Origin of the sequence: Aequoribacter fuscus (assembly GCF_009910365.1) — a bacterium.
In the GTDB taxonomy this organism is placed as follows: domain Bacteria; phylum Pseudomonadota; class Gammaproteobacteria; order Pseudomonadales; family Halieaceae; genus Aequoribacter; species Aequoribacter fuscus.
Genome location: NZ_CP036423.1, coordinates 1,317,122 through 1,341,171 on the forward strand (window position 1 = coordinate 1,317,122; position 24,050 = coordinate 1,341,171).

Sequence of the window (24,050 nt, forward strand, 5' to 3'; positions counted from 1 at the left end):
GGGGATAAGTGCATGCAGCGCGTAGTGATCACGGGTGCAACGGGTGGTTTGGGAATGGCTTTGGCGAGTCTTCTCGATTCGCAGAATAGCGAACTGGTGTTGGTTGGTCGGGATGAAGTTGCGTTAAGGGCTCTGAATGAATCCTTGGGTTCTAAGCATCAAATACGGGTAGCCGATTTGGCCTCCGCTGACGCGATAGATAGTCTGGCTGAGCAACTCTCACAACAAAGAGTCGATGTATTGATTAATAATGCGGGGCTGAACGAATTTGGTGAATTTACGGACGTGCCCCCGGCGACAATTGAGCAAATGTTTCAGGTCAACGTCATAGCTCCAATGAAGCTGACACAAGCGATGTTGCCCGCTTTGGTGCGCGACAAGGCCACAGTTCTGAATATCGGATCGGTCTTTGGCTATATTGGCTTTCCTTTTTATGCCACATACAGCGCGACTAAATTTGCCCTACGCGGATTTAGCGAGGCTTTGTATCGAGAGTACAAGGATCAGGGGCTTAAGGTTCTGTTCGTCGCGCCTCGAGCGATCGCGACGAACATGAACGATGCACGAACAGAAGCAATGAATAAAGCGTTAGGTAATACGACAGACACACCAGAGGCCGTGGCCTTACAGATTGTGCGGGCCCTGCGTGAAGGTCAAATTCGAACGGTCATCGGGTTCCCAGAAAAGCTGTTTGCGCGAATCAATGGCGTATTGCCTAACATTGTGGACAAGGCCTTGTTCAAGCAGGTTGCAGCGATGCGAAAATTTGCCAGAAAATAGAAAAATATAAGGGGATTACAATGAGAGTGTTGCTAGTGGAGGACGAGCATTCACTTGCTCAAGGCGTTGTTTCTGGGTTGGAACGCGAGGGCTTTGTCGTGGACTGGGTAGATTCTGGACGTTTAGCGGAAACCGCTGTTAAAGCAGACCCTCCGGATATCATGGTTCTAGATTTAGGTCTAGGGGATATGGATGGCTTGGATCTGCTCGCGTCGATTCGGCAAAAAAAGCATCGGTTTCCCATTTTAATTTTGACAGCGCGCGGCGAAGTGGACGACAAGGTAAAAGGTTTAGATGCTGGCGCTGACGACTACATGGCTAAACCGTTTGATTTTTTAGAATTGTGCGCGCGCCTCCGCGTGCTAGAGCGCCGTCTGGGTACGGCCTCTACTAGCACCATCAGTATCAGCAATGTCGTTTTACACATAAACACTCACCAAGTTGAGGTGGGGGGCAAGGACTTAGATTTGCCGCGGCGCGAGTACATGTTGCTAAAGTGCTTGATGGAGAATCAGGGGCGTGTTGTTACCCGTGACCAGCTGGAGTCGAGGCTATATCATTGGGGTGACGAAATTTCGAGCAATGCCCTGGAGGTCCATGTGCATCACTTGCGTAAAAAACTGCCCGACGCGTTTATCAAGACGATTCGCGGGCTAGGGTACACGGTTCCAAATCAGTGAGATCGATTCGTCGTACGCTGATTTTAACGCTGTTATCGGCGTTTACTCTGGTGATGTTCGTTGCATCCTTAAATGGTTATTTGTCCAGCATGAATAAAGCCGAGGGGTTGCTGGATGACCATTTAAAGCAGCTCGCCGTGGCGCTTGCCCAATCACACAGTGTGTCGTCAGAGATGTTTGAAGACTACGTCCTTGAGTTCGAGGATCTGCAAGGTCCTTCTATGATTGCTTACCAGGTTATCGAGTCGGGTAGGGTCACTAGGCGCACATCTAATGCCCCTACCGAGAGCTGGGCCGAGATTGTGTCTGGGTTTAGCTACCGCAATTTTGGTGACTTTCGTTGGCGAGTCTATGCCTTGGAGGTATCCGAGGCCAAGCGGGTGGTTGTCGCAGAGCGCGCAGACCTTCGCTTTGTCGTTGCTGAAACCGTGGTCTTGCAATCGATCTATCCTTTGTTGGTGTGGTTGCCGATATTGGCTCTGCTGACTTGGTTTATTGTGACTTGGGGCTTGCGTCCTTTGGCACACTTAAGTTTGTGGATTGGTTTAAAGAAAGAGAACGACTTTACGCCCATTGCATTCGAGCAAACGCCCAAAGAGCTCAAGCAGATTGTCCAATCGCTGAATGGTCTGTTAGGCCGTTTGGGCAGCGCTTTTCAACGAGAAAAGCAGTTTGGCGCAGTTGCTGCCCACGAACTAAGGACCCCGATAAGTGTTGCCAAAGTGCACATACATAATCTTAGGTTAAGCTTGAAAGAGGAAGCTGAGCTTAAGGCACTCGATTACGTGGATGAAAGTGTCGGTCGCTTGCAGCGGGTCGTTCAGCAAATGCTGGATTTAAGCCGAACACAACCTGAGGTAATTCAGACACGTTTTGATCCCGTCGATTTAAATGCCGTGGTGCAGCAGGTGTGTGTTGATTTGTGGGGTAAGTTTGACCAAAAGTCGCAGACCATAGAGTTCCACGATGCAGCAACGTTACCGAAAATTACAGGGGATGGGGCTTTGCTCAGCCTTTTATTTGAAAACTTATTGCAGAACGCGAACCGTTATACGCCTCAGGGGGGGCAAATTTGCGTCGAGACTCAGTGCTTACCCTCAGGCAAGATCGCAGTCACTGTGAATGATTCGGGTCCCGGTATCGCAGAAGACCAGCGCGATATGGTGTTTAACAGATTCTATCGTGTACACCATGATAATCAGCCGGAAGGCGTTGGTTTGGGCTTGGCGATTGTCGGACAAATTGCGCGCCTCCATCACGCCCACGTAGATATTTCCAGCAATCGGCTAGGTGGCGCAAAGTTTACGGTGACCTTTCCCGCACCAGAGCGCAAGCAATGAGCATCTTCCCAGTGTTTCGTTTATCGGTTGTGCTGGTTTTGGGGTTTGTCCTAAGTGCCAGGGTTATGGCAGCACCTGAGTATCGAATCGAAATTAAGAACCATTTGTTCATACCCAGTGTTTTAGAAATTCCGGCCAACACGAAAGTAAAACTCAAGATTGTGAACCACGATAGCACCCCTGAAGAATTCGAGAGCTACGAACTCAACCGAGAAAAAATCGTTGTTGGAGGCGGCAAAATAACCATCTTCATAGGACCGCTGGAACCGGGAGAGTATCCCTTTTTTGGGGAGTTTAATCCCAGAACCGCTCAGGGCGTGGTAATCGTAAAATGAGCATGCTGTTAAACGCTTTACTGTTGGTGCTGCGCGAGGTATTGGAAGCGGCGGTACTTTTGAGTCTGCTGTGGAACTTCTCTAAGCTGACGCGTCAGTCTGTCCGTTGGATGATACCTGCTGCAGTGACCGGACTTGCTATAGCCGTGTGCTATGCCGTTGCGATCGAAACGGTGACGGATTGGTGGGACGGTAGTGGGCAAGAGTGTATTAGTGCAGGTTTACATTTAGCGGTGTATTTACCCATGCTTATCTTGGTGTGGGCGCTGTATCGCCCGCTCCCAGAAAAATACACAATGGTAGCAATGTCGCTGGTCTTCGTTGCCGCATCGATTCGCGAGGGCAGTGAAATTGTCATTTATGTCGGTGCCTTCATGGACGCGCCAAGCGTCAAAGGTGCGGTATTCTCCGGTGCGGTTATTGGCGCGGGCATCGCCGTTAGTTGCGGTGTTTTGGTATCGGCTCTGATGGGCACTTTGGCCAGTTATCAGGCGCGCTTTTGGGTCGCTATTTGCTTAATCTTTGTCGCGTCCGGCATGATGTTACAAGCCGTCTCGTTGCTGGATCAAGCGGGATTGCTCGAGCACAGCGACAGAGCATTTGATCTCGAGACGTGGGTGTCTGAGCAATCTGTGTTGGGCCAATTGTTGTATGCCGTCTTTGGCTACGATTCGCAGCCATCTTGGGTTCAGCTTGGTGTCTACGCAGCCAGTTTGACCTTGGCGCTCAGTTTGATGTACTCGGCTCGCAGGTTGGCCGTTCGTGTCTAGGTTTATCGGGTTTGTGTCGTTAATGCTCGCGGGATGGGTGCTTGTGGCGCAAGCCCATGCCGATGGTGCGGTGGTGAGCAAGATCTATCATCCCTACGTCAATCCTCTTGAGTGGGAGCTCGAGAGCCAGACCTTTGCGCGCGAGCGTGATGTCCTGACAGGTGAGACTGACGACGTGCTGCAGAAAGTGGGTTTAGCGTACTCAGCCTTTGAGGCGGTTAAGACCGAAGTGTACCTCATCGCCTCCGACGATCCTGTATCTGACGACTTAGATTGGATTGGGTTCGAATTTGAGGCCTTAGTGCAGCTGACCGAGCAGGGCGAATATAGCTTTGATTATGGCGTGTTACTAGAGCTCGAGCGAGACTGGCAAGCCAACAACAACGAAGTCAGCATCAAGGCCTTAATTGAGAGAGAATTCGGTAAGATGAGCTTAACGCTGAATCCCGGTGTGGTTTACGAGTGGGGTGACACTCGTCAGAATGAGTTTGAAACACGTTTGAATGGCTTACTTCGGTATCGCTTTCACCGCCATCTTGAGCCTGGTGTGGAAGTTCACTTAGGGCAAAATGCCAAGATGATTGGCCCGTCCATGGGAGGGCAGTTTCGCTTGTCCGGTGACCGGGCGCGTGCTGTGAGCTATAACTTTGGGGCTTTTTTTCCTTTGGATGAAGACTCTGCAGAACATACCTTTCGTTTGCAGGTGGAATACGAATTCTAGCGCTTTAAGATGCGTCCTGTGTGTCCAGGAAGCGAAAGCGGGGTATTTTGCCTTCAGGCGTCTCGACAAGCTCACTGAACATTGATAGCGGTCTCACCCACAGTGATTCATCACCGTAGCAGGTGCGGTAAACCACGAATTCTTCTTCTGTTTCGGAGTGCCTCGCTACCCCAATAACATGGTAGCGAGGCCCTTTGTAGTGTTCGTAGTAGCCTAGCGGGATGCTCATTCAAGCCTCGATCGTAAATGTCAGACCGGCATTTTTTTGCAGGCGTTCGATCAGGGCATCGGCCATGATCGCCGCTGGGGTGAAAACTCCGCCGTTGCCCAGATCTGGATTATGCAGCAGGCACATCGCAGATTCCGCTAGCATTTTAGAGGTCGAACCGTAGCCAGGGTCTTTGTCGCCTTTTACGCTGGTAAGCAGTAAGTTACCGTCTTTCGTGGTGGCGGCGAATAAAACGTCGTAGGAGCCGGCTTCTCGTTCCTCTTTGGTGGGGCCTTCGCCAGGCTGCAGCGTATTTTCGGCGAAGGAATTATCGTTTGCGACAAATTCAGCCGCAGCCTTACCTTGATCGCCATCGCCGGTGAGTAGCATCTCGTCGTAGGCAAAATCCTCACCATAGGCGTGCCCTAATAGGGCGTTGGACCGATGTACGTTTTTGGTGTTGATGGTCGCCATAATGAAAGGCGCTGACCAGCTTTTCAGCTCTTCATCGTACTGTGGCTTGTCGCCTCGAGGCTGGTCTGGTCCTTGAAACCCACCGGAGAGCGAAAAGGGGTTGGTGAGTACGCTGACTAAGCTTGGGTCTTTGGCGACCGATGCCATTGTGGCTCGCAATGAGGCGACCGTGCCACCCGAGAAGGACCCGTTCATGGCGCGCACCCGACCTTTGATGGTTGCAATAGGCGACCCCGTGACGGCCTTAGCGTGCTGTTGCATGTGGTACACCCCTAAGTCAAAGGGAATAGAGTCGAAGCCACAGGAGAAGACAATGCGGGCGCCGCTGGCTTTGGCTGCGTCAGTGTGCTCGTTAATTTTTTGATACATCCAGCTTGGCTCACCACATAAATCGACGTAGTCGGTCCCGTTCAGAGCACACTGATTGACTAATTCGTTACCGTAGAGCTGATAGGGTCCAACGGTCGTGATAACGACCGAGGTGGAGGCTACCATCGCTGCGACAGATTCGCTCGAGTCGGCGTCAACCGCGACAAGTTCTACTGTTGGGCTAATGCCCATTTCATCGCGCACAGCGGCAAGCTTTTCCAGCGAGCGGCCCGCCATGGCCCAGCGCAAAGGGCTGGTGCCGTAGCGTTGCTCAATATACTCGGCGACCAGCCGCCCGGTGTAGCCAGAGGCGCCAAATACAATTACGTCAAATCGTCTGTCTTGTTTCATGAATGTCTCCGGTTACTGAGGAACGAAAGCGTCTAAAGGCTCGCTAGAGAGGTGGCCCACAATGGGGCTGGATTCGGCACGTGCGAAGGCCGCGTCTATTGCAGCGAAACGTTGCTGGACGACGGCTCGATAGTTGGGGTGCGTAAAAATATAATGCTCTTTGGCATTGAGTGCTTCAACAACACGTTGGCCAACTAAGTCTGGGTCTATGCCATTGGTAACGACTTGAGACATAACGCTGTCAGGATCGGGAAGTTCGATCTCTTCGGCTTTGGTTGTTTGACCGTGCGTGAGTGCCCGATTGCGCTCCGATAAATGGATTTTTGTGCTGACGAAGGCGGGGCATAGTGCTGCGACGTGAATGTCAAAAGGCGCAAGCTCTACCGCCCAGGCTTCGCTTAAACCCGCCACGGCGAGTTTGGTGGCTGTGTACTCACCGCCGTAAGGTACTCCCATCATGCCGGCCATCGAGGCGACATTCACAACAAAGCCGCCACCGGCTCGCTTTATGTGCGGCACAGCTGCTTGCATACCTTGTACCACACCGAGCAAATTTACGTCGATACACCACTGCCAGTCAGCGAGTGTGTTGTTCTCGATAGGGCCAGGTTTGCCGCCGACGCCCGCGTTGTTTATTAAGGCATGAAGGGCGCCGTATTGATCGGTAGCGAGCGCAACTGCACGCTGCCAATCCTCGGGCTTGACCACATCCATCACGAGGCCTTTACAGTTTATACCAAGCCCGCTAAGTTTCGTCAGGGCATTCTGTAATGCTTGCTCATTGATGTCACCGAGCACCACGTTCATTCCGCTTGATCCGAGCGCCTTGGCAATGGCAAAACCGATGCCCTCCGCGCCACCACTGACCAAAACTGTACGATTGGTGAATTCCATAGTGTGATCTCCCTAAAAGCCACAACATACACTAAGCGGTGTTGTCCTTGTACCCCTTGGAGGAGAAAAAAACTCAAAGTTCAAAAAACGACTTCCCTTGGGAGTCTGGTGTGCGTTTTTGCAAGAAGGCCTGAATGGCTTCTTCACTGTCGGCGGTCCGCGATAACAGGGTTTTATGTCGGTCTTCAAAGGCCATCGCGGCCTCGAGCTAGCTCGCATTGATTGACTCGTTCAGCGTTTCCTTCGTTAGTCTAAGCCCCATCGGGGTGTTGCTTAACCTGTCATCTGGAAAAGCACAGTTAGCTACCTCGAGTTGATCGTGGCTCACGATATCCGAGGCCAGAGCGGATTAATTTGCGTTAGACGATTTAAGATATCTGTTTAGGCCCATCGGCTGAAAGCGCCAGGGTATCGCTCGGGCTTTGAATGGATCTACTGCTTCTCGGTGGGAGCGTCTTCGAGTCTGCACACATTGCCGCCCATGTGTTTGCCGTCGTAAAGGGCCTTGTCGGCGCGACGAATGGCATCTTGCACGTCATCGTCTACCTGAGCCAGCCCAAAGGTAATGGAGACATTGAATTCGCCAAAGGCTGTCGAAACGGGGTAAGCGTTGACTGCCAGTCTTAGTTTTTCGGCCAGTGCCATCGCCGCTTTGATGTCGGTGGTTGGGAAAAAGCACAAAAATTCTTCACCACCCCAGCGAACCACGACGTCGGTGCCTCGCAGTGAGTTAGTCAGTCGTGAGGCGATTTCAGTCAGCACCTCGTCACCGACTGCATGGCCGTAGCTGTCGTTGATTTGTTTGAATTTATCGACATCCCCTAAGGCTAAAGAGATTGGGGTATCAGTGCGGCGTTTGTGTTCTAGAGCTTGGCGCGCGATGTCGTGAAACGCTCGACGATTTAGCAGGCCTGTTAAGCTGTCGACCGAGGCTAATTTTTGGATAGTGTTCAACGCGTCTTCAAGTTTCGAATTACGCGACAGCAATTCCGCTTCCAATTTACGCTTGTCGGTGTAGCCGCGCCAAAGTGCAGCCATCAGCAATACGCTGGCGATGAGGAGCCCGCCGGCAAAGAATAATTGGCGGTCACGATTTTTAAGCTCGGCTTCGCGCAGCTGTGCGTTAAGCTGCAACAGCTCGATGTCTCGATCCCGCCGCTCCACTTCGTAGCGAACTTCCAACTCCTCGGTCAGTGCAGCTCGCTCACGTTGCTCGAGTGAACGCTGGAGTTCGATCGCTTGTTTCCAATACGTTGCCGCTTGTTTTGATTTGTCGAGGTTGGAATATACGCTCGCTAAGGTTTCGATCAGGGGTAGCGAGATGGTTGGGGTCGATGTGCCAACAAGCGATAGTGCTCGCTCGAGTAGGGGCATGGCTTGCGCTTCTTGGCCCTGCTGAAACTTTATTTTTCCCAGCGTCATTAATATGCCGGATAAAATTCGCACGTGCCCCATGGCTTCGGCTGGCTCAAGGGCTTGATTACACTCGAGTTCGGCTTGATCTAGTCGGTTTAGATCAAAGAGCCGAGAGCAAATATTGGCCAGTTGATAGACGCTTTGTGGGTTGAGATCTTGCTCGGTCGCCAACGCTTGCGTCAGAGCGTAAGCTTGGCGGTGGGCCTTCAGGCTGGCTTCGGTTTCGTTCATGTCAGCGAGCGCTGTTCCAATATTGCCAAGGGCTACCAGCTCTCGTTCTTTATTGCCAAGCTGTTGCGCTAGACTCTGGGTTTGCTTCAAATACTCGATTGCGCGCTCTGGATTGCGCGCATAGAGATAAGCGACGCCAAGCGCGTTAAGAATATTGAGCTCTAAATCTTTGTTGTCTTCGGCGTTCGCTAACTTGCGAGCGGCGTGGAAATCATCGATGGCATCCGGAACTTGGCCCATTTCTCCTTTAACGGTGCCTCGGGTCAGGATGATTTTAGCCTGCAGGTCCGAGCGCAGTGCCTTTTTTGCAACGATATCGGCCGCCGTGAGCTCAGCAAGTGCTTGTTCATACGCTGCGCTATCTCTGAGTATCTTGGCTTTTCGAAGCCGGATTTCAATTTGAGCTTCTAGGTCGTCCAGGTAATCTTGTTGCCGCAGCGTCTCGTCTAAAAAGTGCAGCAACGACTCGGGTGAACGGTCGGCGATGGCGTTGAAGTCCTGCTGCCAATTGCTTGAGGCCGTCATGCTGGCCGCAAAGCATGCAAGAAAAGCAATAACCCTTAAGTGTTTACTTGGATTGCAAATAAAAAGCGCCATGGTGTTTCGCATTTAGACGAGGTCTTAGATGGTATACAAGCAGGGTGATGCTTGCAAATCGAATAATTTTGAACTTTGAGTATTTTCTGCTACCTTAAGTTCTCAAACACGATATGCAAGGACTTCACATGGCTGGTAAAATCCCACGTTCCAACGACAACGATTACAGCAGCGACATTATCAAACAGCGCCAAGATTTCATCGAGCAAGAAACTGGCGCTAAACTCCACCACACCAAGCAGTTCTCGTTTAATCCAGAGAACATGTCCGGCAACATCGAGAATATTTTTGGTGTCGCTCAGGTGCCGGTTGGCATTGCCGGTCCCTTGTTAGTCAATGGTGAATACGCTCAGGGTGAATATTTTGTGCCCATGGCAACGGTAGAGGGCACTATGCTCGCCAGCTACAACCGCGGCATGAAAGTCATTCGCGAGAGTGGTGGCGTTCTGACTACGGTAACCGATGTGGTGATGCAGCGTGCCCCCTGTTTCGTGTTTAAAGACGCACGTCAAGCACGCGATTTCACGCTGTGGCTGGACCAAAACTTCTTGGAGATTAAGGCCCGTGCGGAAACGACGACATCGGTAGGAAAACTCAACGAAATCGAGCGTTACCACGTTCACAACATGGTTTACACCCGCTTTGACTACTCAACCGGAGATGCCGCAGGGCAGAACATGACGAGTCGAGCAACGTTTGTGGCGTGCGAATGGATTCGCGAGCAAAATCCTCATATGTCACACTATTTGTTATCGGGATCATTTGACACCGAGAAGCGAACCTCTAGCGTTAACTTGTTGAAGGGACGGGGGCGTCGCGTCACTGCGGAAATCACGATCCCTAGAGAAGTTATGAAACAACACCTAAAGGTGACGCCCGAAGCAATGCATTATGGGCAGGGCATCAGCACCCTGGCCGCTTTATTAACCAATTCCTCTAATAACGCAGCTCACCCTGCGAATGGGTTGGCTGCACTTTACCTCGCGACTGGGCAAGATATCGCCAACATCGGTGAGTCAAACCAGTGCACCACCTACAACAAGGTGACTCGTAACGGGGATTATTACTACTCGATCACCTTGCCATCGCTGATTGTGGCGACCTATGGGGGTGGTACTAGCCTTGCGACTCAGCGTGAGTGTTTGGAAATTATGGATTGCTACGGTGCTGATAAGGCGATGAAGTTCGCCGAGATTGCCGCCGGTTTAGTTGTTGCTGGTGAGTTGTCGCTAGCGGCCGCAACCCGCACCGACAAAGAGACGCGCACCAACGACTGGGTCGACGCGCATGAGCGTCTCGGGCGCAACAGATGATGCGCCAGCAGTTTTTCACGCTAGCGCTGGGCCTCGCTCTGGCGCTATCATTGGCGCTTTTGAGCGGATGTGAGAAGGATACGATGATGACTCCAGAACAGGCTTGGGCAGCGATTGAGCAGCCCTCATTGGTGATTGATGTTCGGACCGACGAAGAGGTGGCTGCGGGCACCATACAAGGGTCCTTGCACATTCCCTACGAGATTATAGTGGCGCGCGCGAATGAGCTTGGCTTGGCCAAAGAAACACCCATTGTCGTGTATTGTCGCAGCGGTAATCGCTCGGGTATCGCGCAGTCGATGTTGCAAGCCGACGGTTTCACTGCTGTTGTGAATGGTGGTGCCTACGCTGACTTAGACGCTTTTAATCCCGGCGCTAACGTCAATGCTCACTGGACGCCCTAAGACGCAAATCTGATGTTACGAGTGGGTCAGACGGTAGAGCTCTGACCTCACTTGGCGGCATTCCAAACCAACGACGGCAAGCTCGTCTAAAATTTGCGACGTCGTTGTAGCCTAAGATGGCTGCAATGGCCTCAGTCGATAGCGTCGTCTCTTGCAAGTGTCTTGCGGCGAGTTCCGCAAGGGTACTGTCACGCACCTGTCGGTAGCTAGTGCCCTCGGCAGCGAGCCTCCGGGCGATGGTGCGCTTGGAGGTGAACATCGCTCGAGCAAGCATATCTTCGCTGACCGTCGCCGCGGGCTGTGACAGCATTAATTGCCGCAGCCGATCGGCCAACGTCAGATGCTTTCTGGGGGCTGACTGCAATATCTCTTCGCACAAATCTCGGGCGCGCTGATAAGACTGTGTGTCGCTCGAGACATTGGCGTATTGCGCGAACTGTGAGGGAATCCAAAAAGCATCTGTCTCTGCGTCGAAACTGACCTCCGCTCTCAGTGCCTCGTGGTACTTCTCGGCGTAGCTCGGTGCTGGGTAAGAAAACGTGAATTTTAAATCGGGCAGAGCTTCGCCTGTCACAGCGTCGGCCACCGCTTTGACCACAAGCGCAAAGCATTCAGTTAAGTGAATTCTATTTTCTTCACTGACTGGCACTGTAATTTTCAGGCGACAGCATAAATAGTTTTCGACGTCTGCGATTTCTAAATGAGTAAACGATATTCGCAAAGGTAAGAAGTCGCGCAGGGCCATCATGGCACGCATCAGGGTGGGGCTGCTAAGCGCCAGATATCCGATAGGGCCGAAGGTGTTGGGTGTGAGTTGGCTACCTGCGACCAAGCCAAATCCTGGCTTGCCGTACAAGGCGCGTGCGTTATCGATAATGACCATTTGCGATTGCGCGCTGATCAATGTGTTGTCACCTGGCATCAGTATGGCCGGATCTAAGCCAGAGCCGGCCAGTAAGCGCGGTAAGTCGCGCTCTTGTAAATTTAGAACACGCGCCGTAATTCGCGTGTAGAGCGAGGGTATGAAATCTTCCCGTCGTTGACTCATGTTGACACCGATTACTCGAAAACACAGAGTGTCCTAAAAAATACGCATTGTGTCAAAATAAGACCGCCTTTAAACTCCGCTATTCGTTACAATATCGGAATAACACAAGGAGCATATTATGGTTAGCATTACCTTTATTCAGCACAATGGCGATGAAATGACGATCGACGCGGAAGAGGGTCGTTCATTGATGGAAAATGCTATCGCCAAGGGCGTTGACGGTATCGACGCTGACTGCGGTGGTGGTTGTGCCTGCGGAACGTGCCACGTGTTTATCAGCGAGGCCTACATGGATAAGTTATCTGCTCAAGATGAGCTCGAGGACGCGATGTTAAGCATGCGCCCAGATCGCGAGGCGAATTCCCGCTTGAGTTGTCAGGTGCAAGTGACCGAGGCGCTCGACGGTATGGTCGTCAACGTCCCAGAATATCAAATGTAAGGTCTCGAGCAGGCTAGCCCCGGTGTCTGGCCTGCTCGTCTTTAATGCCTTGCAAAAACGTATAGGCACTGTCCGTCAGACATTGAAAAATACACAAATTTGGCGCTAAACGATTCAAACGTTTGGTCATTTGCAAACTCACTAAACCGTGTCCCATCGCCATAAGCTTCACGGCAAGTTCTCGGGGTTCAGTCGTCAGTTGTTCGGCTTTCACCCAGTCATCGACCAAGTCTACCAGCTCGTTAAAGGCTCCGAGGGTTGTAAGCTCGGCATTCTCTAGCGTATCGACCAGGACTTCGCCCCACATTAGGTCGTAGAATGCCGCTTTTTGCGTGACATAGCGCATGTAGGCGTGACCAGAGCTAATGATGCGGTCGATGCTCCCGCGAGGGTGAGGCTCGATGGCGTGATTTATGGCGGAATGCAGACCGATGAACCCAAGTTCTGCCACCCGCGCGAGCAGGTCCTCTTTGTCTTTGAAGTGTCGGTAGGGTGCGCCCGAGCTAACGCCTGCTCTGCGAGCCGCTTCAGACATAGTAAAGTCAATGCTGCCGCGCTCCTCGATCAGCTCGGCGGCTGCGAGTATCAGAGTATTTTTTAAGTCGCCGTGGTGGTAGGGGTTGCTTGCTGACGCTCTGCTTGAGGTCATGCGTGCACCTCTAACGCTTCGGTGGTTTCGGCGGCGCGCGATGAGCGAGCGACTAACAAAAACGCTGGGGGCACCAGATAAAAACTAATCAGGGTCGACAACAAGACACCACCAGCGATCGCCATGGCAAAGGGAGGCCAAAATTGGCCGCCATCTAAAATGAGCGGCAGAAAGCCTCCGAAGGTGGTAATCGTAGTCGAGACGATATGGCGACTTGAATCCATGACGACATTACGCATACTGAGGACCTCGCCACGCGCAGCGTCAGTATCGAGCTGAAGCGCGGTGATAATGATGATCGCGGCGTTAATAGAGACACCAATCGAGCCAATCACACCAATCAAGGCTTGTAAGCCGAAGGGGTAGCTAAAAATCTCGATGGCCAATAGGCTGAGCGTCATCGAGCACAGGCAAACCAAAAAGCCCACCGCGGTTAAACGCCAGGAGTTGAAGGTCAGTAGCATCGTCGCGAGTAACGAGGCCATGATTAACCCGAGCGGTGCCATGATATAACCGACGACCTCGGCGCGCTCGTTGGCATCACCACCAAATTTGATGCTGTAGCCGGGAGGGAGCTCGATGGGGTCACTTTCTAAATCGGCTTGCAGCTCTTTAAGGGCCTCCTCCGGTAATATCCCGCGTACCAAATAGCCTTGGACGGTGTTCAGACGCTCGCCGTCTTGTCTGGTAATTGGGCTGTAGCTGGGCACCAGTTTGAAGTCACTGACGGCACTTAAGGGAATATAGTTACTCTCAGTGTTAAAGCCTGCGGGTGCTTGCAAGTGCGTTAGGGCGTTGGTGCCGGTCCAGTTGTCCGACGCTAGGCGCACCCGGATGGGAAGTCGCTGCGTACCCTCCAAGATCTCGCCGCTGGTCGTACCTGACAAAGCGGCTCCGACATTAGCCGCGAGGCTCGCTACATCGAACCCGGTGTACTTAAGCGCTTCCTCTTTTACCTGCAATTCCACTTTGGGTGGAGCCCCCAAAATTGAGGCATTGGTGTGCGTTACGGCGGGAATACGTGCCATTCTTTCTCTGAAAAGATTGCCGTATTCACGCAAGGTGGTCAGATCGGGGCCATAGATCTCGACCTCCAATGGCGCAGAAACGGGCGGACCTTGATCGATGCCTCGTACCACCGATCGCGCATTGGGAAATGCGTGGTCCAGTTGACCTTGCAGCTCGCGAATGGCCGCATTGGTTTTTTTGGGATCACGAGTCAGTACCAAGGCTTCCGCCCAAGTCGAGACACCGTCCATTTTGCGATACATGTTGTAGTAGAAAGGCGGTGCGCTCTCGCCCACCGTCCAGTCGATGCGTCGTACCTGAGGATGCTGACGAACAAAGGCATCCATCGCCTTGGCTGTCGCGAGGGTTTCATCGATCGAGCGTCCGTTGGGGAGTTTGACTTGGATGTAAATTTGGTCGCGGTCAGTCCCAGGAAAAAATTGCGACGTCAGCGTTGGAAAGGCCAATATCCCGACGACCGGCAGTACCAGGGCGCACGTAATCGCCGTCTTTGGAAAGGCCAGCGCAGCATCTAATGAACTTGCCAGCTTGTCACTCAGCCACTTCATGGTGACGCCCTGTTGCATAAAGCCCGTGCTGTCGCCATCGGGGAGTAGCCTCGCCGCGAGGACCGGTGTAATCGCGAGTGCCAACACCAACGACGTGACCAGCATTATGATGACCGAGGTTGCAATGGAACCCATGAATGAGCCGGCGGGGCCAGGTAGTAAGGCGAGCGGCAAAAACGTTAAGACGGTGGTTACTGTAGAGCTCAATAGGGGAATAAACATACGGTTGACGCTTAGCTCGATGGCATGGCGACGGGATGCCCCTTCCTGTAGGCGCTTACGCACGTCGTCCGTCATAACAATCGAACCATCCACCAAAAGTCCTAGAGCCACTATGAGCCCGGTTATCGACATTTGGTGCAATGACATACCAATTAATTGCATGATGGTTAAGGCGGTAAACGCACACAAGGGTAAAATGATCGATACCACGATCGCCGCGCGCCAACCTAAAGTGAGGAGCAATACGCCTATGACAATGGCGACCCCCATCACTAAGTTACCGAAAACACTCGCAAGACGCTCTTCGCTGTATTTGCCCTGATCGTAAGAGATTTCGAACTTCAGCTCTGGCGCCAAGGTTCGCTGATACTCCCAAATCGCTTGCTCAAATTTCTTGGTCCACTGATCGACTTGCAGACCCGACTTCATGGCGATGCCGACCAAAATACCGCGTCGCCCATCGGTCAGGACATAGCCTGAAGCAGGCGTTCGCTCGATCTTTTGAATGGTCGCTACATCGCTCAGGCGAGTAACACCGCCAGAGGCGTTCGTTTGCAGCACAATTTGCCCGAGTTCTGCGGCGCTATCAAACTGTCCCTGGAGCTCTACCAGGAGATTATTATTTGCGCCTTGAGTTAAGCCAGCTGGGCGTTTGGAGTCCGCTCTGTTGACCGCGTCTATCACTTGACCTAAGGTCAGGCCGCGCACGATCAATTGTGTTTGATCGACAGCAACAAGCACCTCCTCGTTGGCTTCTCCGTATATGTCTACCAGACTGGTGCCGCTGTAGTTACGGGCAAAATCAGCGAAGTTCTCGGCTGCGCGGCTAAGGACACCCATCGGGATGGTTTCGCCGTCCTTAGCACTCATAGCGACAATCGTAGTGTAGGCAATTAAGCGGTCATCATCGAAGATGGGGTTGCCAGCACCCTCAGGGAATCGCAAGCTCGCATCGCCTAAGGCATCGCGAATCTCGCCCCAGGTCACTTCCATCTCTTCATTGGTCAAAAAATCGGATAAGCGAATATTGATCGACGAGATATTGGCATTACTGATGGACGCAATCTCGTTGATCTGCGGTATTTTTTTAAGCTCTTCCTCAATTGGACGAGTGACCAGAGCCTCGACGCGGTCTGGCGTGGCGCCCGGGAACACGGTCGTCACTGTCGCCACAAAATTCATCATGGTTGGATCTTCTTGGCGACCGAGTTGTTGGAAGGCGTTTACACTAACTGCCACGATAACAACGATAATCAGCGTCAGATAACGAGATTTGTCGTAGAGTTTTTGCGCAATCATTGGGCGGCCTCTACTGGGTTGATCGCCATGCCAGGAACCAAGCGGTGGGTGCCGCTGGCGATGACCTTGTCGCCGTTCTTCAATGAGCCTCGGACGTACACGCGGTCATCGGCAAAGTCGATGATCTCGAGAATGGCCCGCTCCGTCACGATGCTACCCTCTTGGTTGGCGCGCGCTACAAGTGCGGTCCACAGCCCGCGTCCACCTTCCGTCAAGGCGGTCATGGGTAACCATCCGCCGGCAGTTTCGATCGTGATTGCGTGGTGCAAGACGGCAACTTGCCCGGGGGTCGCCTCGCTGTTATCGGGCAATGCAATTCGGATCGTTTGTGTTCGTGTCCGCAGGTCTAATTTACTGCTGATGCCGAGAATACGCCCGACAATCGCGTCGCCATCGATGTAGACCGTGACGACCTCGTCGACTGCGAGTCGAGTCGCAACCTGCGCCGGTATCCCGATAATAGCTTCGCGACCTTCTGTGCTGGTGATGTCATAAATAGGCGAGCCTGAGGCGACGACGGCACCGATGCTTGCATGCCGAGCGTTGACGGTCGCGTTGAAGGGCAATCTTAATTCGCTCTTAGTCAGTGCAACGTTGATCGCTGAAAGTTCTGCTTGCAGCGCAGTCTCGGTAGCCTTGGCACTGTCCAAACCCAAACGCGCCTCGTCGAACTGTCCTTGCGAGACAGCACCTTGAGCGAACAAATCGCGAATTCGGTCAAATTGCAGCCTAGCGAGCTCTCCCTGCGCTTTTGCTTGCGCAAGCCGCCCAGCGGTCGCGCTTTGGTTAGCGACTAGGGACCGCGTATCGAGCCGCGCTACGATTTGCCCAGCTTTGGCCGTGTCGCCCACCCTAAGGCCTAGCGAAATCAGAGTGCCGGGGATTTCAAAGGCAAGACGAGTATCTTCTTTGGCGGTAACGATACCAGCAAAGGTCACCGTCTTCTTGTAGCTGTCTTGCTCAACGAAGCGTGTTATCTCTGCATCGAGTGCTCGATCTGCATCGACTGCAACTGTCGCAGGGGCTTTAGTGTACAGCGCACCGGTCAGTAAGGTTGCGGCACCGCCGGCAATGCAAAGCGCTAAGATGCTAACGAGAGGACGGGGAAGGGGCATGAGCTTGGACTCGAAGTAAGAAGTTCTTACATAATGTAAGAGGTTCTTACACACATGTCAATTCTCAGGCTCGGCTTGCATGCAATAGAGAATTCTGAGAGTATTGCGCGCCCTAGAGATAGGCTCGCTATGGTCGCCCAGGCGGTCCCCTCGCAACGAGAGTTGGTAAACCCCGCCAGGCCCGGAAGGGAGCAACGGTAGTCAATGCATCGTGTGCCGGGGTGTGGCTGTTTGGGCGGCCTCCAATTTCGCCTTTATGCCTTGTTAGTGTATGCTTAGCCGCTGATATTGTTGCAGGTTTAAATCCATGGCGTACACGGTTCTGGCGCGCAAGTATCGCCCGCAGATCTTTCGAGAAATGGTCGGGCAAGAGCACGTTTTAAAAGCGCTTATTAATGCCCTAGACCACGACAGGTTGCACCACGCCTATTTGTTTACTGGTACGCGAGGTGTGGGTAAAACCACCGTTGCCCGCGTGCTGGCAAAGTGCTTTAACTGTGATCAGGGTGTGAGCTCTGAACCCTGCGGTGTGTGCAGCGCCTGCCAAGAAATCGCAGAGGGGCGCAGCGTCGACCTTATCGAGGTAGATGCGGCGTCTCGAACCAAGGTCGAAGATACCCGTGAGCTGTTAGAGAACGTGCAGTATGCACCCTCACGTTCGCGCTACAAAATCTACTTGATCGACGAAGTTCACATGCTGTCGTCACACAGTTTTAACGCTCTGTTAAAAACCTTGGAAGAACCTCCAGAGCACGCCAAGTTTTTGCTGGCGACCACCGATCCGCAAAAGCTTCCGGCCACAATTCTGTCACGCTGTTTACAGTTTCATCTTAAAAATTTAAGTCCTGATCGGATCAGTGATTATCTCGCTCACGTATTAGAACGCGAAATGATTCAGGCGGATCCTGCCGCATTGGCCGAACTCGGGCGCGCTGCTGAGGGCAGTATGCGCGACGCGCTCAGTTTGACCGATCAAGCCATCGCCTTTGGTGGGGGGCAAGTCAGAGCAGCGGATGTCAGTTCCATGCTAGGTAGTATTGGCAGCGGTAAGGTATTGCCTTTGTTACAGGCGCTGCAAGCAGGGCAGGCTAAAGACATGTTAGATGCCGTGAGTCTGCTCGCGGAGCACGGTGCAGATTTCGGTAAAGTCGTTGATATGTTGCAGCAATGGTTGCATCAGATTGCTCTGGCTCAATGGGTGCCAGGTAGCGTGCGGCATGCCGCAATGGACACCGAAGCAATACAAGCACTGGCGCACGTGATGGCGCCAGAAGATGTGCAGCTGTTTTACCAGATGCTGGCTGCGGGGCGTATGGACGTGGTCAGCAGTAGCGATCCTAAGGCGGCATTCGAGATGTTGCTGCTACGCCTAATGGCTTTTCGACCCGCCATTGCGTTCAGTGATGAATCCATGAGCTTCGAGATGACCGCTGCGCAGACTGTCGCTTCGAGTGTCGTGTCGGTTGCGCACGACATCTCAGAGCAGGCGTCCACGGCTCAAACTCAATCGGCAGATAACCATGAGGGCTCTGACACGAACTTAGTGTCTGACTCGACTTCAGCGCCTGCACCTTGGGATGATCAGCCCGTGGCGCACCAACAAGATTCGCCACCATCCTGGGGCGAAGCGACTGCGCCTGATCAGGGTGACGCGCTTGCGAGCGCGGCTGTTGAGCCGAACGCTAACAGGGTGCCTTCAGTCGAACCGGCTATTTCGGAGGACCCGAGCCCAAAAAAGTCTGAAGCCGAAGCGCCCCTCGAATCGGTCGAGGTGCCTTTCCAGTTGGCGGTAGACACGTGGCCATCCGAATTTACGCGTTTGGGTTTGAGCGGGATCTTGTACAATGTGGTGTCGCACTGTGAGTGCCTGAGCGTGACGGCTGACGCGGTCGAGTTTCGTTTGGACGAGAATAATGCCTCGTTATTTAATGACACGCATGTGGCTAAATTCGAGGCGGCTCTGAACCAGGCGGAGGGTGGTACTCGTAAGGTTGTTGTGAACATAGGTGCGGTGAAGCGAACACCCGCTCAGTGGCTTCAAGCGCGTGACGAAGAACGTTTGCGCGTTGCGACAGAGGCCATCTACAACGATCCGGTGGTACAAGCTTTGTGTCAAACATTTGATGCACAGGTCATTCCAGACTCTATTAAGGCGAGGTTGAATTAATGTTTAAAGGTGGCGGCTTGGGCGATTTGATGAAACAAGCTCAAGAAATGCAGGCGAAAATGCAGAGTGTGCAAGCCGAGATTGAGGCCCTTAAAGTGGTGGGCGAATCGGGTGCGGGATTAGTGAAAGTGACGATGAACGGTCGGCATGACGTGACCGCTGTGGACATTGACCCGATGGTCATGACCGAAGAAAAAGCCATTTTGGAAGACCTGTTGGCCGCTGCGGTGAACGATGCCGTACGCCGTGTTGAAACCCAAAATCGAGAAAAAATGGCAGAAGTCACCGCGGGAATGAATCTTCCTGCGGGCATGAAAATGCCGTTTTAATACACCATGAAACTCACCGCAATCGAGACATTAAATCAGGCGCTTCGCTGCTTGCCCGGTGTGGGCAATAAAAGTGCGAGCCGTATGACCCTGCATTTGTTGCAGCATAATCGTGGTGGTGCTTTGGCGTTAGCACAGGCACTGACAGATGCTGTCGAACGGGTTCAGTATTGCGACAGCTGTCGCAACTTTAGTGAAGAACCTGTGTGCCAGATCTGCCAGGACTCGCGCCGCGATGCCAGCGTGATCTGTGTCGTTGAAACGCCCTCTGACGTGACTGCCATTGAATCGACCTCAACGTTCAAGGGGCGTTATCACGTGCTGATGGGTCATTTGTCACCTCTAGACGGCGTTGGGCCCAACGACATTGGTCTTGATGTTTTGGAGGCTCGGGTTGCTGCAGGTGGTATCACCGAAGTGATTCTCGCCACCTCTTCGACTGTCGAAGGTGAGGCGACCGCACACTACATCGCCAGTATGATGCGCTCTAAGGGCGTGTCTGCGAGTCGTTTGGCGCGGGGTGTGCCGATGGGCGGCGAACTGGATTACGTCGATAGTTCAACCCTAGCACAAGCCTTATCTGGAAGGCGTCCTCTTGATTGATTCAGACAGTATGTGGGTTGCCAACAGCGATGACCTAGAACGCACGGTGGCGAGCTACCAGTCCAACCAGGCGGTTGTCTTGGATACGGAGTTTGTCCGTGAGCGAACCTATTACCCCAAGCCCGCTTTGGTGCAGTTGGCGGGCGCCGGACACATCAGTTTAGTCGACCCTGTTGCCGTCACCGATGCCTCAGCCTTGTCGAGCTTGCTTGAGTCAGAGCGCACGCTCAAGGTGGTGCATTCTGGGAGCGAAGATTTAGAGGTGTTTCAGGCATGGTTGGGTTGTCCGATCAAAGGCTGGTTTGATACGCAAGTTGCTGCAGCTCTGCTGGGCTATGGCTATGCGATAGGGTATCGCAACATTGTCGAGACCTTTTTGGGTGAAGAGCTCGATAAAGGTGAAACCCGGTCGGACTGGTTGCAGCGTCCACTCAGTGACAGTCAGCTGCAGTATGCGATCGCGGATGTTTTGTATCTTGAACCGGTGTTTGAGCGCTTGTATCAAGAGGCCGAAGCACTGGGGCGTGTAGAGTGGGTGTTAGAGGAGGGTGCGCGTGCGGTTATGGGCTCGCAGAACGCCTCTTATGACTGTCGCGTTAAAATAGGCAGCGCGTGGAAGCTTCCAGCTCGAGGCCTTTTAGCTCTGATGGAATTGTGCGGTGCGCGCGAGCAATTGGCTGTCAGTCACAACAAACCGCGAGGATGGATACTCGATGATCAATCGATGATGCAAATCGCTACAGCATTACCCTCGTCTAAGACGCAATTGCGCCCTTTGCTTTCAGATAAAAGCCGAGGCGCTATTCGCCACGTCGATCGTTGGTTGCTGGCTGTGTCTAAGGCCGTTGACGCACCTGTAGACCAATTGCCTGAGCCGGTGGCGCCGCCGATGAGTGCCGGTCAACGACAGAGGATGAAACTCATTAAACAGCGCGTTGTGGGCTGGGCCGCAGACTTAAACATTGCCCCCGAAATTATTTTCAACAAAAGTGACTACGCCATGTGGGTCCAGTGGCTGGAGGGTGGCACAATATCCATACCTGATCATTGGACGGGGTGGCGGCGTGTGCTGTTTACCGAACGTTTAATGCATGAATTTTCTAGAGGTGAATGAGCGTGCTGACGCAAATCTATGCCAGTGACCGCAAGCCCGGGTATTATTTGTATGTCCCCAAAGACGCGAATTTACAGGACTTGCCTGAAGCTTTGATTAAACCCTTGGGGGCGCTGCGTAAGTCCCTGCTTTTGATGATCACCCCAGCACAAAAGTTGGCTAACGCCGATCCTGTCAAAGTGCTCGAATCCCTGACGGAGCGAGGTTTCTATTTACAGCTCCCACCCAAAGATGACCCCTTAGAGGCGCTTTATTCGTGAGCTGGTGGAACGAGCAGCCACTCGAGGCACTCACGGTTGACCAGTGGGAGGCACTCTGCGACGGGTGTGCCAAATGCTGTCTGCACAAGCTTGAGGATGCCGGTACCGGTAAGGTTTACTACACCAAAATTCGATGCCAATTTATGAATGCAGATTCCTGCCAATGCGAGTGTTATGACCAGCGCAGCGAACGGGTACCCGAGTGCATTGATCTGAAAAAACATGAAGTCTCGAGTTTGCATTGGTTACCCAGTACCTGCGCCTATCGACTGCGTTCAGAGGGCAAGCCCTTACCCGAGTGGCACTACCTCGTAAGTGGTGACAGAAATAGCGTGCACAGGGCTGGTGTTTCGATTCGTGGTCGCGCAATTTCAGATGAATTTGTTCATCCAGACGGGTACGATGAGCACATCATTAAATGGGTTGAATAGGTCGGTGCTAGAGACGGGTTCGTACATTACTGCTTTGCTGAGCTACAGTTTGGCCGCTGTTATCGCGCTATTGGTCATGGTGTGGTGGTTGGTTAAGCTCGGTTGGGGGCGGTTTTGGATTGCCTTACTCTTTTGGTTAGGCGCCGCCCTTTTGTTAACGCCTGCCTATGCTAACATGCAGGCGGACACCTTTGCCCCCGCGGTGTTGGTGGCGGTTTTTCAGACGGCCTTTTTTGGCGTTGATACGGCTATTCATGCAATTCGTCCACTCGGGGTTGCTATGGGGATAGCCACCTTAGTGGGTGGTACACACGGCCTGATTTGGGTTTGGTTGGGCCGGCGACAAGTCAACATGGAGCAGCCTTGATGCGTACAGTGTGTCAGATCCTATTAGCCTGTTTGCTGGTTGGTTTTGCGCAAGCTCAAGAACCCATCCGGGGGTACCCTGATGTGCGCCTGTTGATCGATGTCTCGGGCAGCATGAAGCAATCTGATCCCAACAACCTGCGCGCGCCGGCGCTTGAACTCATTGTGCGTTTGTTGCCACCCGGGTCGAAAGCAGGGGTGTGGTTATTTGGCGACGGGGTGCGCACTTTGCTTCCTCACGTTGTGATTGATGAGGCTTGGCGAGATAAAGCGGTAGAGAGCGTCCGTGTCATTGACAATTCGGGTCAGCGGACGAATATCCCTGCAGCCCTGGACGCCGCATTATATGATCTTAACCGTCTGGACCCCGATTACCGAACCAGTGTGGTTTTACTCACGGACGGTAAAGTCGATGTGTCCAGCTCGGCGGTAGCGAACGCGAATGCCGCTCGGATGCTGCTTGAGGAACAAGCGCCAATATTGGGTCAGACTGGCGTACCAGTGCACACGATTGCCTTATCGAATGAGGCCGATTGGGCTTTTTTGCGCAAACTTGCAGAATCAACTCAAGGGCTTGCAGAAAAAGCTGAGTCGGCAGATTCATTGACTCGCGTGTTTTTGCAGGCCCTGGAAATGGTCGCTCCGACGGCGCGCGTGCCGATCGAGGGCGGAGAGTTTCAAATTGATGAAGGCGTCTCGCAGTTAACCGCTCTGATTTTTTCAGGTGCTGATGAGCGCGCCAAGGTGGAGTTAATTGATCCTGCTAACCAAGCCTTGGCGCCTGATTCCAATCGCGAAGGGGTACGATGGTTTAACAACGAAAAATTCTCGTTAGTGACGGTCGATTCGCCCCAACCGGGCCGCTGGCGCTTAGTTGCCCCAAGCAGTGAGGAGAATCGAATTACGGTGATTTCTGATTTGTCGATCGACGTCGATCCGCTGCCGAATTCACTACCCCTAGATCAGCCCACGGAACTTGGATTGCGCCTGGTAGACCGCGAGGGCGTGATTACCTCCGCCGAGTTGCTTAGCGTATTTGACATCAAAGTGACGATTCAAGACCCAGCGAGTGCAACGGAGGTGATTGATGTTGCGCGTTTGTATCAGATCCCGAGCAGTGGTGAGTATCGTGTCGCCATGCCCGCGTTCTCGCTGCCCGGCTTGCACAAAATTACGGTTCGAGTAGAGGCCGACACGCTGGTGCGAGAATTGCCCATGTATGTCGATGTTCAAGTGCCGACCGAGGCCCCTAAGGTCATTACCAAAGCGGTAGAGTCTCAACCAGCAGCGGGTCTGCCCGCATGGTTACTGCCAGGCGTGGCAGGTTTGGTGGGGCTCAGTTTGCTCATCTGGGCTCTGCGCTCGTGGCGTGAAGCCGCCAGAAAACGCCGTATCGCCGCCGCAAGAAAGGCGCAGGAAGCGCGTGATGCACCATTGATGGAAATGCGGGTCGACACCGACAGCTCAGATTAGTTTTTAGCGTTTTATCGTGCTTGCATGCCACGCAGACACGCGGTAGCCTCTTGACCCTTCGAATAAACAGATAAA

The 24,050-nt window shown here is 53.0% G+C and carries 25 protein-coding genes and 1 other RNA gene; 18 read left to right on the forward strand and 8 right to left on the reverse strand.

Annotated features, from left to right (window positions below; genetic code table 11):
• Positions 1 to 12 precede the first annotated feature (12 nt).
• From EYZ66_RS05875 to EYZ66_RS05900, 6 genes are read left to right on the forward strand one after another with little or no spacing between them, the layout of a single operon-like run.
• The gene (locus EYZ66_RS05875) at positions 13 to 780 is read left to right on the forward strand and encodes an SDR family oxidoreductase (RefSeq protein WP_009576126.1); all 768 of its coding nucleotides are present in this window, start codon (positions 13 to 15) and stop codon (positions 778 to 780) included.
• 20 nt (positions 781 to 800) lie between these two features.
• A complete protein-coding gene (locus tag EYZ66_RS05880) occupies positions 801 to 1,460 on the forward strand; it encodes a response regulator (RefSeq protein WP_040816800.1) in 660 nt (219 codons plus the stop codon).
• A complete protein-coding gene (locus EYZ66_RS05885) occupies positions 1,457 to 2,800 on the forward strand; it encodes a sensor histidine kinase (protein ID WP_009576128.1) in 1,344 nt (447 codons plus the stop codon). Before EYZ66_RS05880 ends, EYZ66_RS05885 begins: the two co-directional genes overlap by 4 nt.
• The gene (locus EYZ66_RS05890) at positions 2,797 to 3,135 is read left to right on the forward strand and encodes a cupredoxin domain-containing protein (RefSeq protein WP_009576129.1); all 339 of its coding nucleotides are present in this window, start codon (positions 2,797 to 2,799) and stop codon (positions 3,133 to 3,135) included. Before EYZ66_RS05885 ends, EYZ66_RS05890 begins: the two co-directional genes overlap by 4 nt.
• Positions 3,132 to 3,905, forward strand: coding sequence for an FTR1 family protein (locus EYZ66_RS05895; RefSeq protein ID WP_009576130.1), 774 nt, complete (start codon positions 3,132 to 3,134; stop codon positions 3,903 to 3,905). The genes EYZ66_RS05890 and EYZ66_RS05895 overlap by 4 nt, the downstream gene beginning before the upstream one ends.
• Complete coding sequence (locus EYZ66_RS05900) at positions 3,898 to 4,626, forward strand: hypothetical protein (RefSeq protein ID WP_139042587.1); 729 nt, start codon at positions 3,898 to 3,900, stop codon at positions 4,624 to 4,626. The genes EYZ66_RS05895 and EYZ66_RS05900 overlap by 8 nt, the downstream gene beginning before the upstream one ends.
• A 4-nt stretch (positions 4,627 to 4,630) precedes the next feature.
• Here the strand turns inward: EYZ66_RS05900 and EYZ66_RS05905 are convergent, their stop codons facing one another.
• The 4 genes from EYZ66_RS05905 to EYZ66_RS05920 all read right to left on the reverse strand — a co-directional run bounded on the left by EYZ66_RS05905 (position 4,631) and on the right by EYZ66_RS05920 (position 9,094).
• On the reverse strand, positions 4,631 to 4,855 hold the full coding sequence (locus tag EYZ66_RS05905) for a DUF1653 domain-containing protein (protein WP_009576132.1): 225 nt from the start codon (positions 4,853 to 4,855) through the stop codon (positions 4,631 to 4,633).
• Positions 4,856 to 6,028, reverse strand: coding sequence for a saccharopine dehydrogenase family protein (locus EYZ66_RS05910; RefSeq protein WP_009576133.1), 1,173 nt, complete (start codon positions 6,026 to 6,028; stop codon positions 4,856 to 4,858).
• 12 nt (positions 6,029 to 6,040) lie between these two features.
• The gene (locus tag EYZ66_RS05915; RefSeq protein WP_009576134.1) at positions 6,041 to 6,922 is read right to left on the reverse strand and encodes an SDR family oxidoreductase; all 882 of its coding nucleotides are present in this window, start codon (positions 6,920 to 6,922) and stop codon (positions 6,041 to 6,043) included.
• A 432-nt stretch (positions 6,923 to 7,354) separates the two neighbouring features.
• Positions 7,355 to 9,094, reverse strand: coding sequence for a tetratricopeptide repeat-containing diguanylate cyclase (locus EYZ66_RS05920; protein WP_009576136.1), 1,740 nt, complete (start codon positions 9,092 to 9,094; stop codon positions 7,355 to 7,357).
• Between the two features lie 200 nt (positions 9,095 to 9,294).
• On the opposite strand from EYZ66_RS05920, the gene EYZ66_RS05925 reads away from it, so the two are divergent.
• Both EYZ66_RS05925 and EYZ66_RS05930 read left to right on the forward strand, forming a co-directional pair.
• Positions 9,295 to 10,479 (forward strand): hydroxymethylglutaryl-CoA reductase, encoded by a 1,185-nt coding sequence (locus tag EYZ66_RS05925; protein WP_009576138.1) that lies wholly within the window; start codon positions 9,295 to 9,297, stop codon positions 10,477 to 10,479.
• Complete coding sequence (locus EYZ66_RS05930) at positions 10,476 to 10,883, forward strand: rhodanese-like domain-containing protein (RefSeq protein ID WP_009576139.1); 408 nt, start codon at positions 10,476 to 10,478, stop codon at positions 10,881 to 10,883. Before EYZ66_RS05925 ends, EYZ66_RS05930 begins: the two co-directional genes overlap by 4 nt.
• Here the strand turns inward: EYZ66_RS05930 and EYZ66_RS05935 are convergent.
• Entirely contained in the window at positions 10,861 to 11,931 is a 1,071-nt protein-coding gene (locus tag EYZ66_RS05935; protein ID WP_009576140.1) for an AraC family transcriptional regulator, read from the reverse strand. The genes EYZ66_RS05930 and EYZ66_RS05935 overlap by 23 nt on opposite strands.
• A 118-nt stretch (positions 11,932 to 12,049) precedes the next feature.
• On the opposite strand from EYZ66_RS05935, the gene EYZ66_RS05940 reads away from it, so the two are divergent.
• The gene (locus EYZ66_RS05940; protein ID WP_009576141.1) at positions 12,050 to 12,370 is read left to right on the forward strand and encodes a 2Fe-2S iron-sulfur cluster-binding protein; all 321 of its coding nucleotides are present in this window, start codon (positions 12,050 to 12,052) and stop codon (positions 12,368 to 12,370) included.
• Between the two features lie 13 nt (positions 12,371 to 12,383).
• On the opposite strand, the gene EYZ66_RS05945 is transcribed toward EYZ66_RS05940, so the two are convergent.
• The 3 genes from EYZ66_RS05945 to EYZ66_RS05955 are packed head-to-tail and all read right to left on the reverse strand — an operon-like array spanning position 12,384 to position 17,232.
• Positions 12,384 to 13,019 carry a TetR/AcrR family transcriptional regulator gene (locus EYZ66_RS05945; protein WP_009576142.1) on the reverse strand — a complete coding sequence of 212 codons (636 nt, stop codon included), beginning with the start codon at positions 13,017 to 13,019 and terminating at the stop codon, positions 12,384 to 12,386.
• Positions 13,016 to 16,117: an efflux RND transporter permease subunit gene (locus tag EYZ66_RS05950; RefSeq protein ID WP_009576143.1), complete on the reverse strand. Its 3,102-nt coding sequence runs from the start codon at positions 16,115 to 16,117 to the stop codon at positions 13,016 to 13,018. Before EYZ66_RS05950 ends, EYZ66_RS05945 begins: the two co-directional genes overlap by 4 nt.
• Positions 16,114 to 17,232, reverse strand: a complete 1,119-nt coding sequence (locus tag EYZ66_RS05955) for an efflux RND transporter periplasmic adaptor subunit (RefSeq protein ID WP_009576144.1) — start codon at positions 17,230 to 17,232, stop codon at positions 16,114 to 16,116. Before EYZ66_RS05955 ends, EYZ66_RS05950 begins: the two co-directional genes overlap by 4 nt.
• Positions 17,233 to 17,371: 139 nt before the next feature.
• Between EYZ66_RS05955 and ffs the strand changes: the two genes are divergently transcribed.
• The 9 genes from ffs to EYZ66_RS06000 all read left to right on the forward strand — a co-directional run bounded on the left by ffs (position 17,372) and on the right by EYZ66_RS06000 (position 23,975).
• Positions 17,372 to 17,468: signal recognition particle sRNA small type (gene ffs, locus EYZ66_RS05960), an RNA gene on the forward strand.
• A 71-nt stretch (positions 17,469 to 17,539) separates the two neighbouring features.
• Complete coding sequence (dnaX, locus tag EYZ66_RS05965) at positions 17,540 to 19,399, forward strand: DNA polymerase III subunit gamma/tau (protein ID WP_009576146.1); 1,860 nt, start codon at positions 17,540 to 17,542, stop codon at positions 19,397 to 19,399.
• Complete coding sequence (locus EYZ66_RS05970; RefSeq protein ID WP_009576148.1) at positions 19,399 to 19,728, forward strand: YbaB/EbfC family nucleoid-associated protein; 330 nt, start codon at positions 19,399 to 19,401, stop codon at positions 19,726 to 19,728. Before dnaX ends, EYZ66_RS05970 begins: the two co-directional genes overlap by 1 nt.
• 6 nt (positions 19,729 to 19,734) lie before the next feature.
• Positions 19,735 to 20,331 (forward strand): recombination mediator RecR, encoded by a 597-nt coding sequence (recR, locus tag EYZ66_RS05975; protein ID WP_160195619.1) that lies wholly within the window; start codon positions 19,735 to 19,737, stop codon positions 20,329 to 20,331.
• Positions 20,324 to 21,445, forward strand: coding sequence for a ribonuclease D (rnd, locus tag EYZ66_RS05980; RefSeq protein WP_009577141.1), 1,122 nt, complete (start codon positions 20,324 to 20,326; stop codon positions 21,443 to 21,445). The genes recR and rnd overlap by 8 nt, the downstream gene beginning before the upstream one ends.
• Positions 21,442 to 21,705 carry a YcgL domain-containing protein gene (locus tag EYZ66_RS05985; protein WP_040817825.1) on the forward strand — a complete coding sequence of 88 codons (264 nt, stop codon included), beginning with the start codon at positions 21,442 to 21,444 and terminating at the stop codon, positions 21,703 to 21,705. The genes rnd and EYZ66_RS05985 overlap by 4 nt, the downstream gene beginning before the upstream one ends.
• A complete protein-coding gene (locus tag EYZ66_RS05990) occupies positions 21,702 to 22,136 on the forward strand; it encodes a YcgN family cysteine cluster protein (protein WP_009577139.1) in 435 nt (144 codons plus the stop codon). The genes EYZ66_RS05985 and EYZ66_RS05990 overlap by 4 nt, the downstream gene beginning before the upstream one ends.
• Entirely contained in the window at positions 22,108 to 22,503 is a 396-nt protein-coding gene (locus EYZ66_RS05995) for a hypothetical protein (RefSeq protein WP_139042642.1), read from the forward strand. The genes EYZ66_RS05990 and EYZ66_RS05995 overlap by 29 nt, the downstream gene beginning before the upstream one ends.
• Entirely contained in the window at positions 22,503 to 23,975 is a 1,473-nt protein-coding gene (locus EYZ66_RS06000; protein WP_009577137.1) for a VWA domain-containing protein, read from the forward strand. Before EYZ66_RS05995 ends, EYZ66_RS06000 begins: the two co-directional genes overlap by 1 nt.
• Positions 23,976 to 24,050 lie beyond the last annotated feature (75 nt).

Coding starts and splice junctions, on each gene's coding strand:
- EYZ66_RS05875 (WP_009576126.1), top strand. CDS start 13: ATGCAGCGCGTAGTGATCACGGGTGCAACGGGTGGTTTGGGAATGGCT.
- EYZ66_RS05880 (WP_040816800.1), top strand. CDS start 801: ATGAGAGTGTTGCTAGTGGAGGACGAGCATTCACTTGCTCAAGGCGTT.
- EYZ66_RS05890 (WP_009576129.1), top strand. CDS start 2,797: ATGAGCATCTTCCCAGTGTTTCGTTTATCGGTTGTGCTGGTTTTGGGG.
- EYZ66_RS05895 (WP_009576130.1), top strand. CDS start 3,132: ATGAGCATGCTGTTAAACGCTTTACTGTTGGTGCTGCGCGAGGTATTG.
- EYZ66_RS05905 (WP_009576132.1), bottom strand. CDS start 4,855: ATGAGCATCCCGCTAGGCTACTACGAACACTACAAAGGGCCTCGCTAC.
- EYZ66_RS05910 (WP_009576133.1), bottom strand. CDS start 6,028: ATGAAACAAGACAGACGATTTGACGTAATTGTATTTGGCGCCTCTGGC.
- EYZ66_RS05915 (WP_009576134.1), bottom strand. CDS start 6,922: ATGGAATTCACCAATCGTACAGTTTTGGTCAGTGGTGGCGCGGAGGGC.
- EYZ66_RS05920 (WP_009576136.1), bottom strand. CDS start 9,094: ATGACGGCCTCAAGCAATTGGCAGCAGGACTTCAACGCCATCGCCGAC.
- EYZ66_RS05925 (WP_009576138.1), top strand. CDS start 9,295: ATGGCTGGTAAAATCCCACGTTCCAACGACAACGATTACAGCAGCGAC.
- EYZ66_RS05930 (WP_009576139.1), top strand. CDS start 10,476: ATGATGCGCCAGCAGTTTTTCACGCTAGCGCTGGGCCTCGCTCTGGCG.
- EYZ66_RS05935 (WP_009576140.1), bottom strand. CDS start 11,931: ATGAGTCAACGACGGGAAGATTTCATACCCTCGCTCTACACGCGAATT.
- EYZ66_RS05940 (WP_009576141.1), top strand. CDS start 12,050: ATGGTTAGCATTACCTTTATTCAGCACAATGGCGATGAAATGACGATC.
- EYZ66_RS05945 (WP_009576142.1), bottom strand. CDS start 13,019: ATGACCTCAAGCAGAGCGTCAGCAAGCAACCCCTACCACCACGGCGAC.
- EYZ66_RS05950 (WP_009576143.1), bottom strand. CDS start 16,117: ATGATTGCGCAAAAACTCTACGACAAATCTCGTTATCTGACGCTGATT.
- EYZ66_RS05955 (WP_009576144.1), bottom strand. CDS start 17,232: ATGCCCCTTCCCCGTCCTCTCGTTAGCATCTTAGCGCTTTGCATTGCC.
- dnaX (WP_009576146.1), top strand. CDS start 17,540: ATGGCGTACACGGTTCTGGCGCGCAAGTATCGCCCGCAGATCTTTCGA.
- EYZ66_RS05970 (WP_009576148.1), top strand. CDS start 19,399: ATGTTTAAAGGTGGCGGCTTGGGCGATTTGATGAAACAAGCTCAAGAA.
- recR (WP_160195619.1), top strand. CDS start 19,735: ATGAAACTCACCGCAATCGAGACATTAAATCAGGCGCTTCGCTGCTTG.
- EYZ66_RS05985 (WP_040817825.1), top strand. CDS start 21,442: ATGAGCGTGCTGACGCAAATCTATGCCAGTGACCGCAAGCCCGGGTAT.
- EYZ66_RS05995 (WP_139042642.1), top strand. CDS start 22,108: ATGAGCACATCATTAAATGGGTTGAATAGGTCGGTGCTAGAGACGGGT.
- EYZ66_RS06000 (WP_009577137.1), top strand. CDS start 22,503: ATGCGTACAGTGTGTCAGATCCTATTAGCCTGTTTGCTGGTTGGTTTT.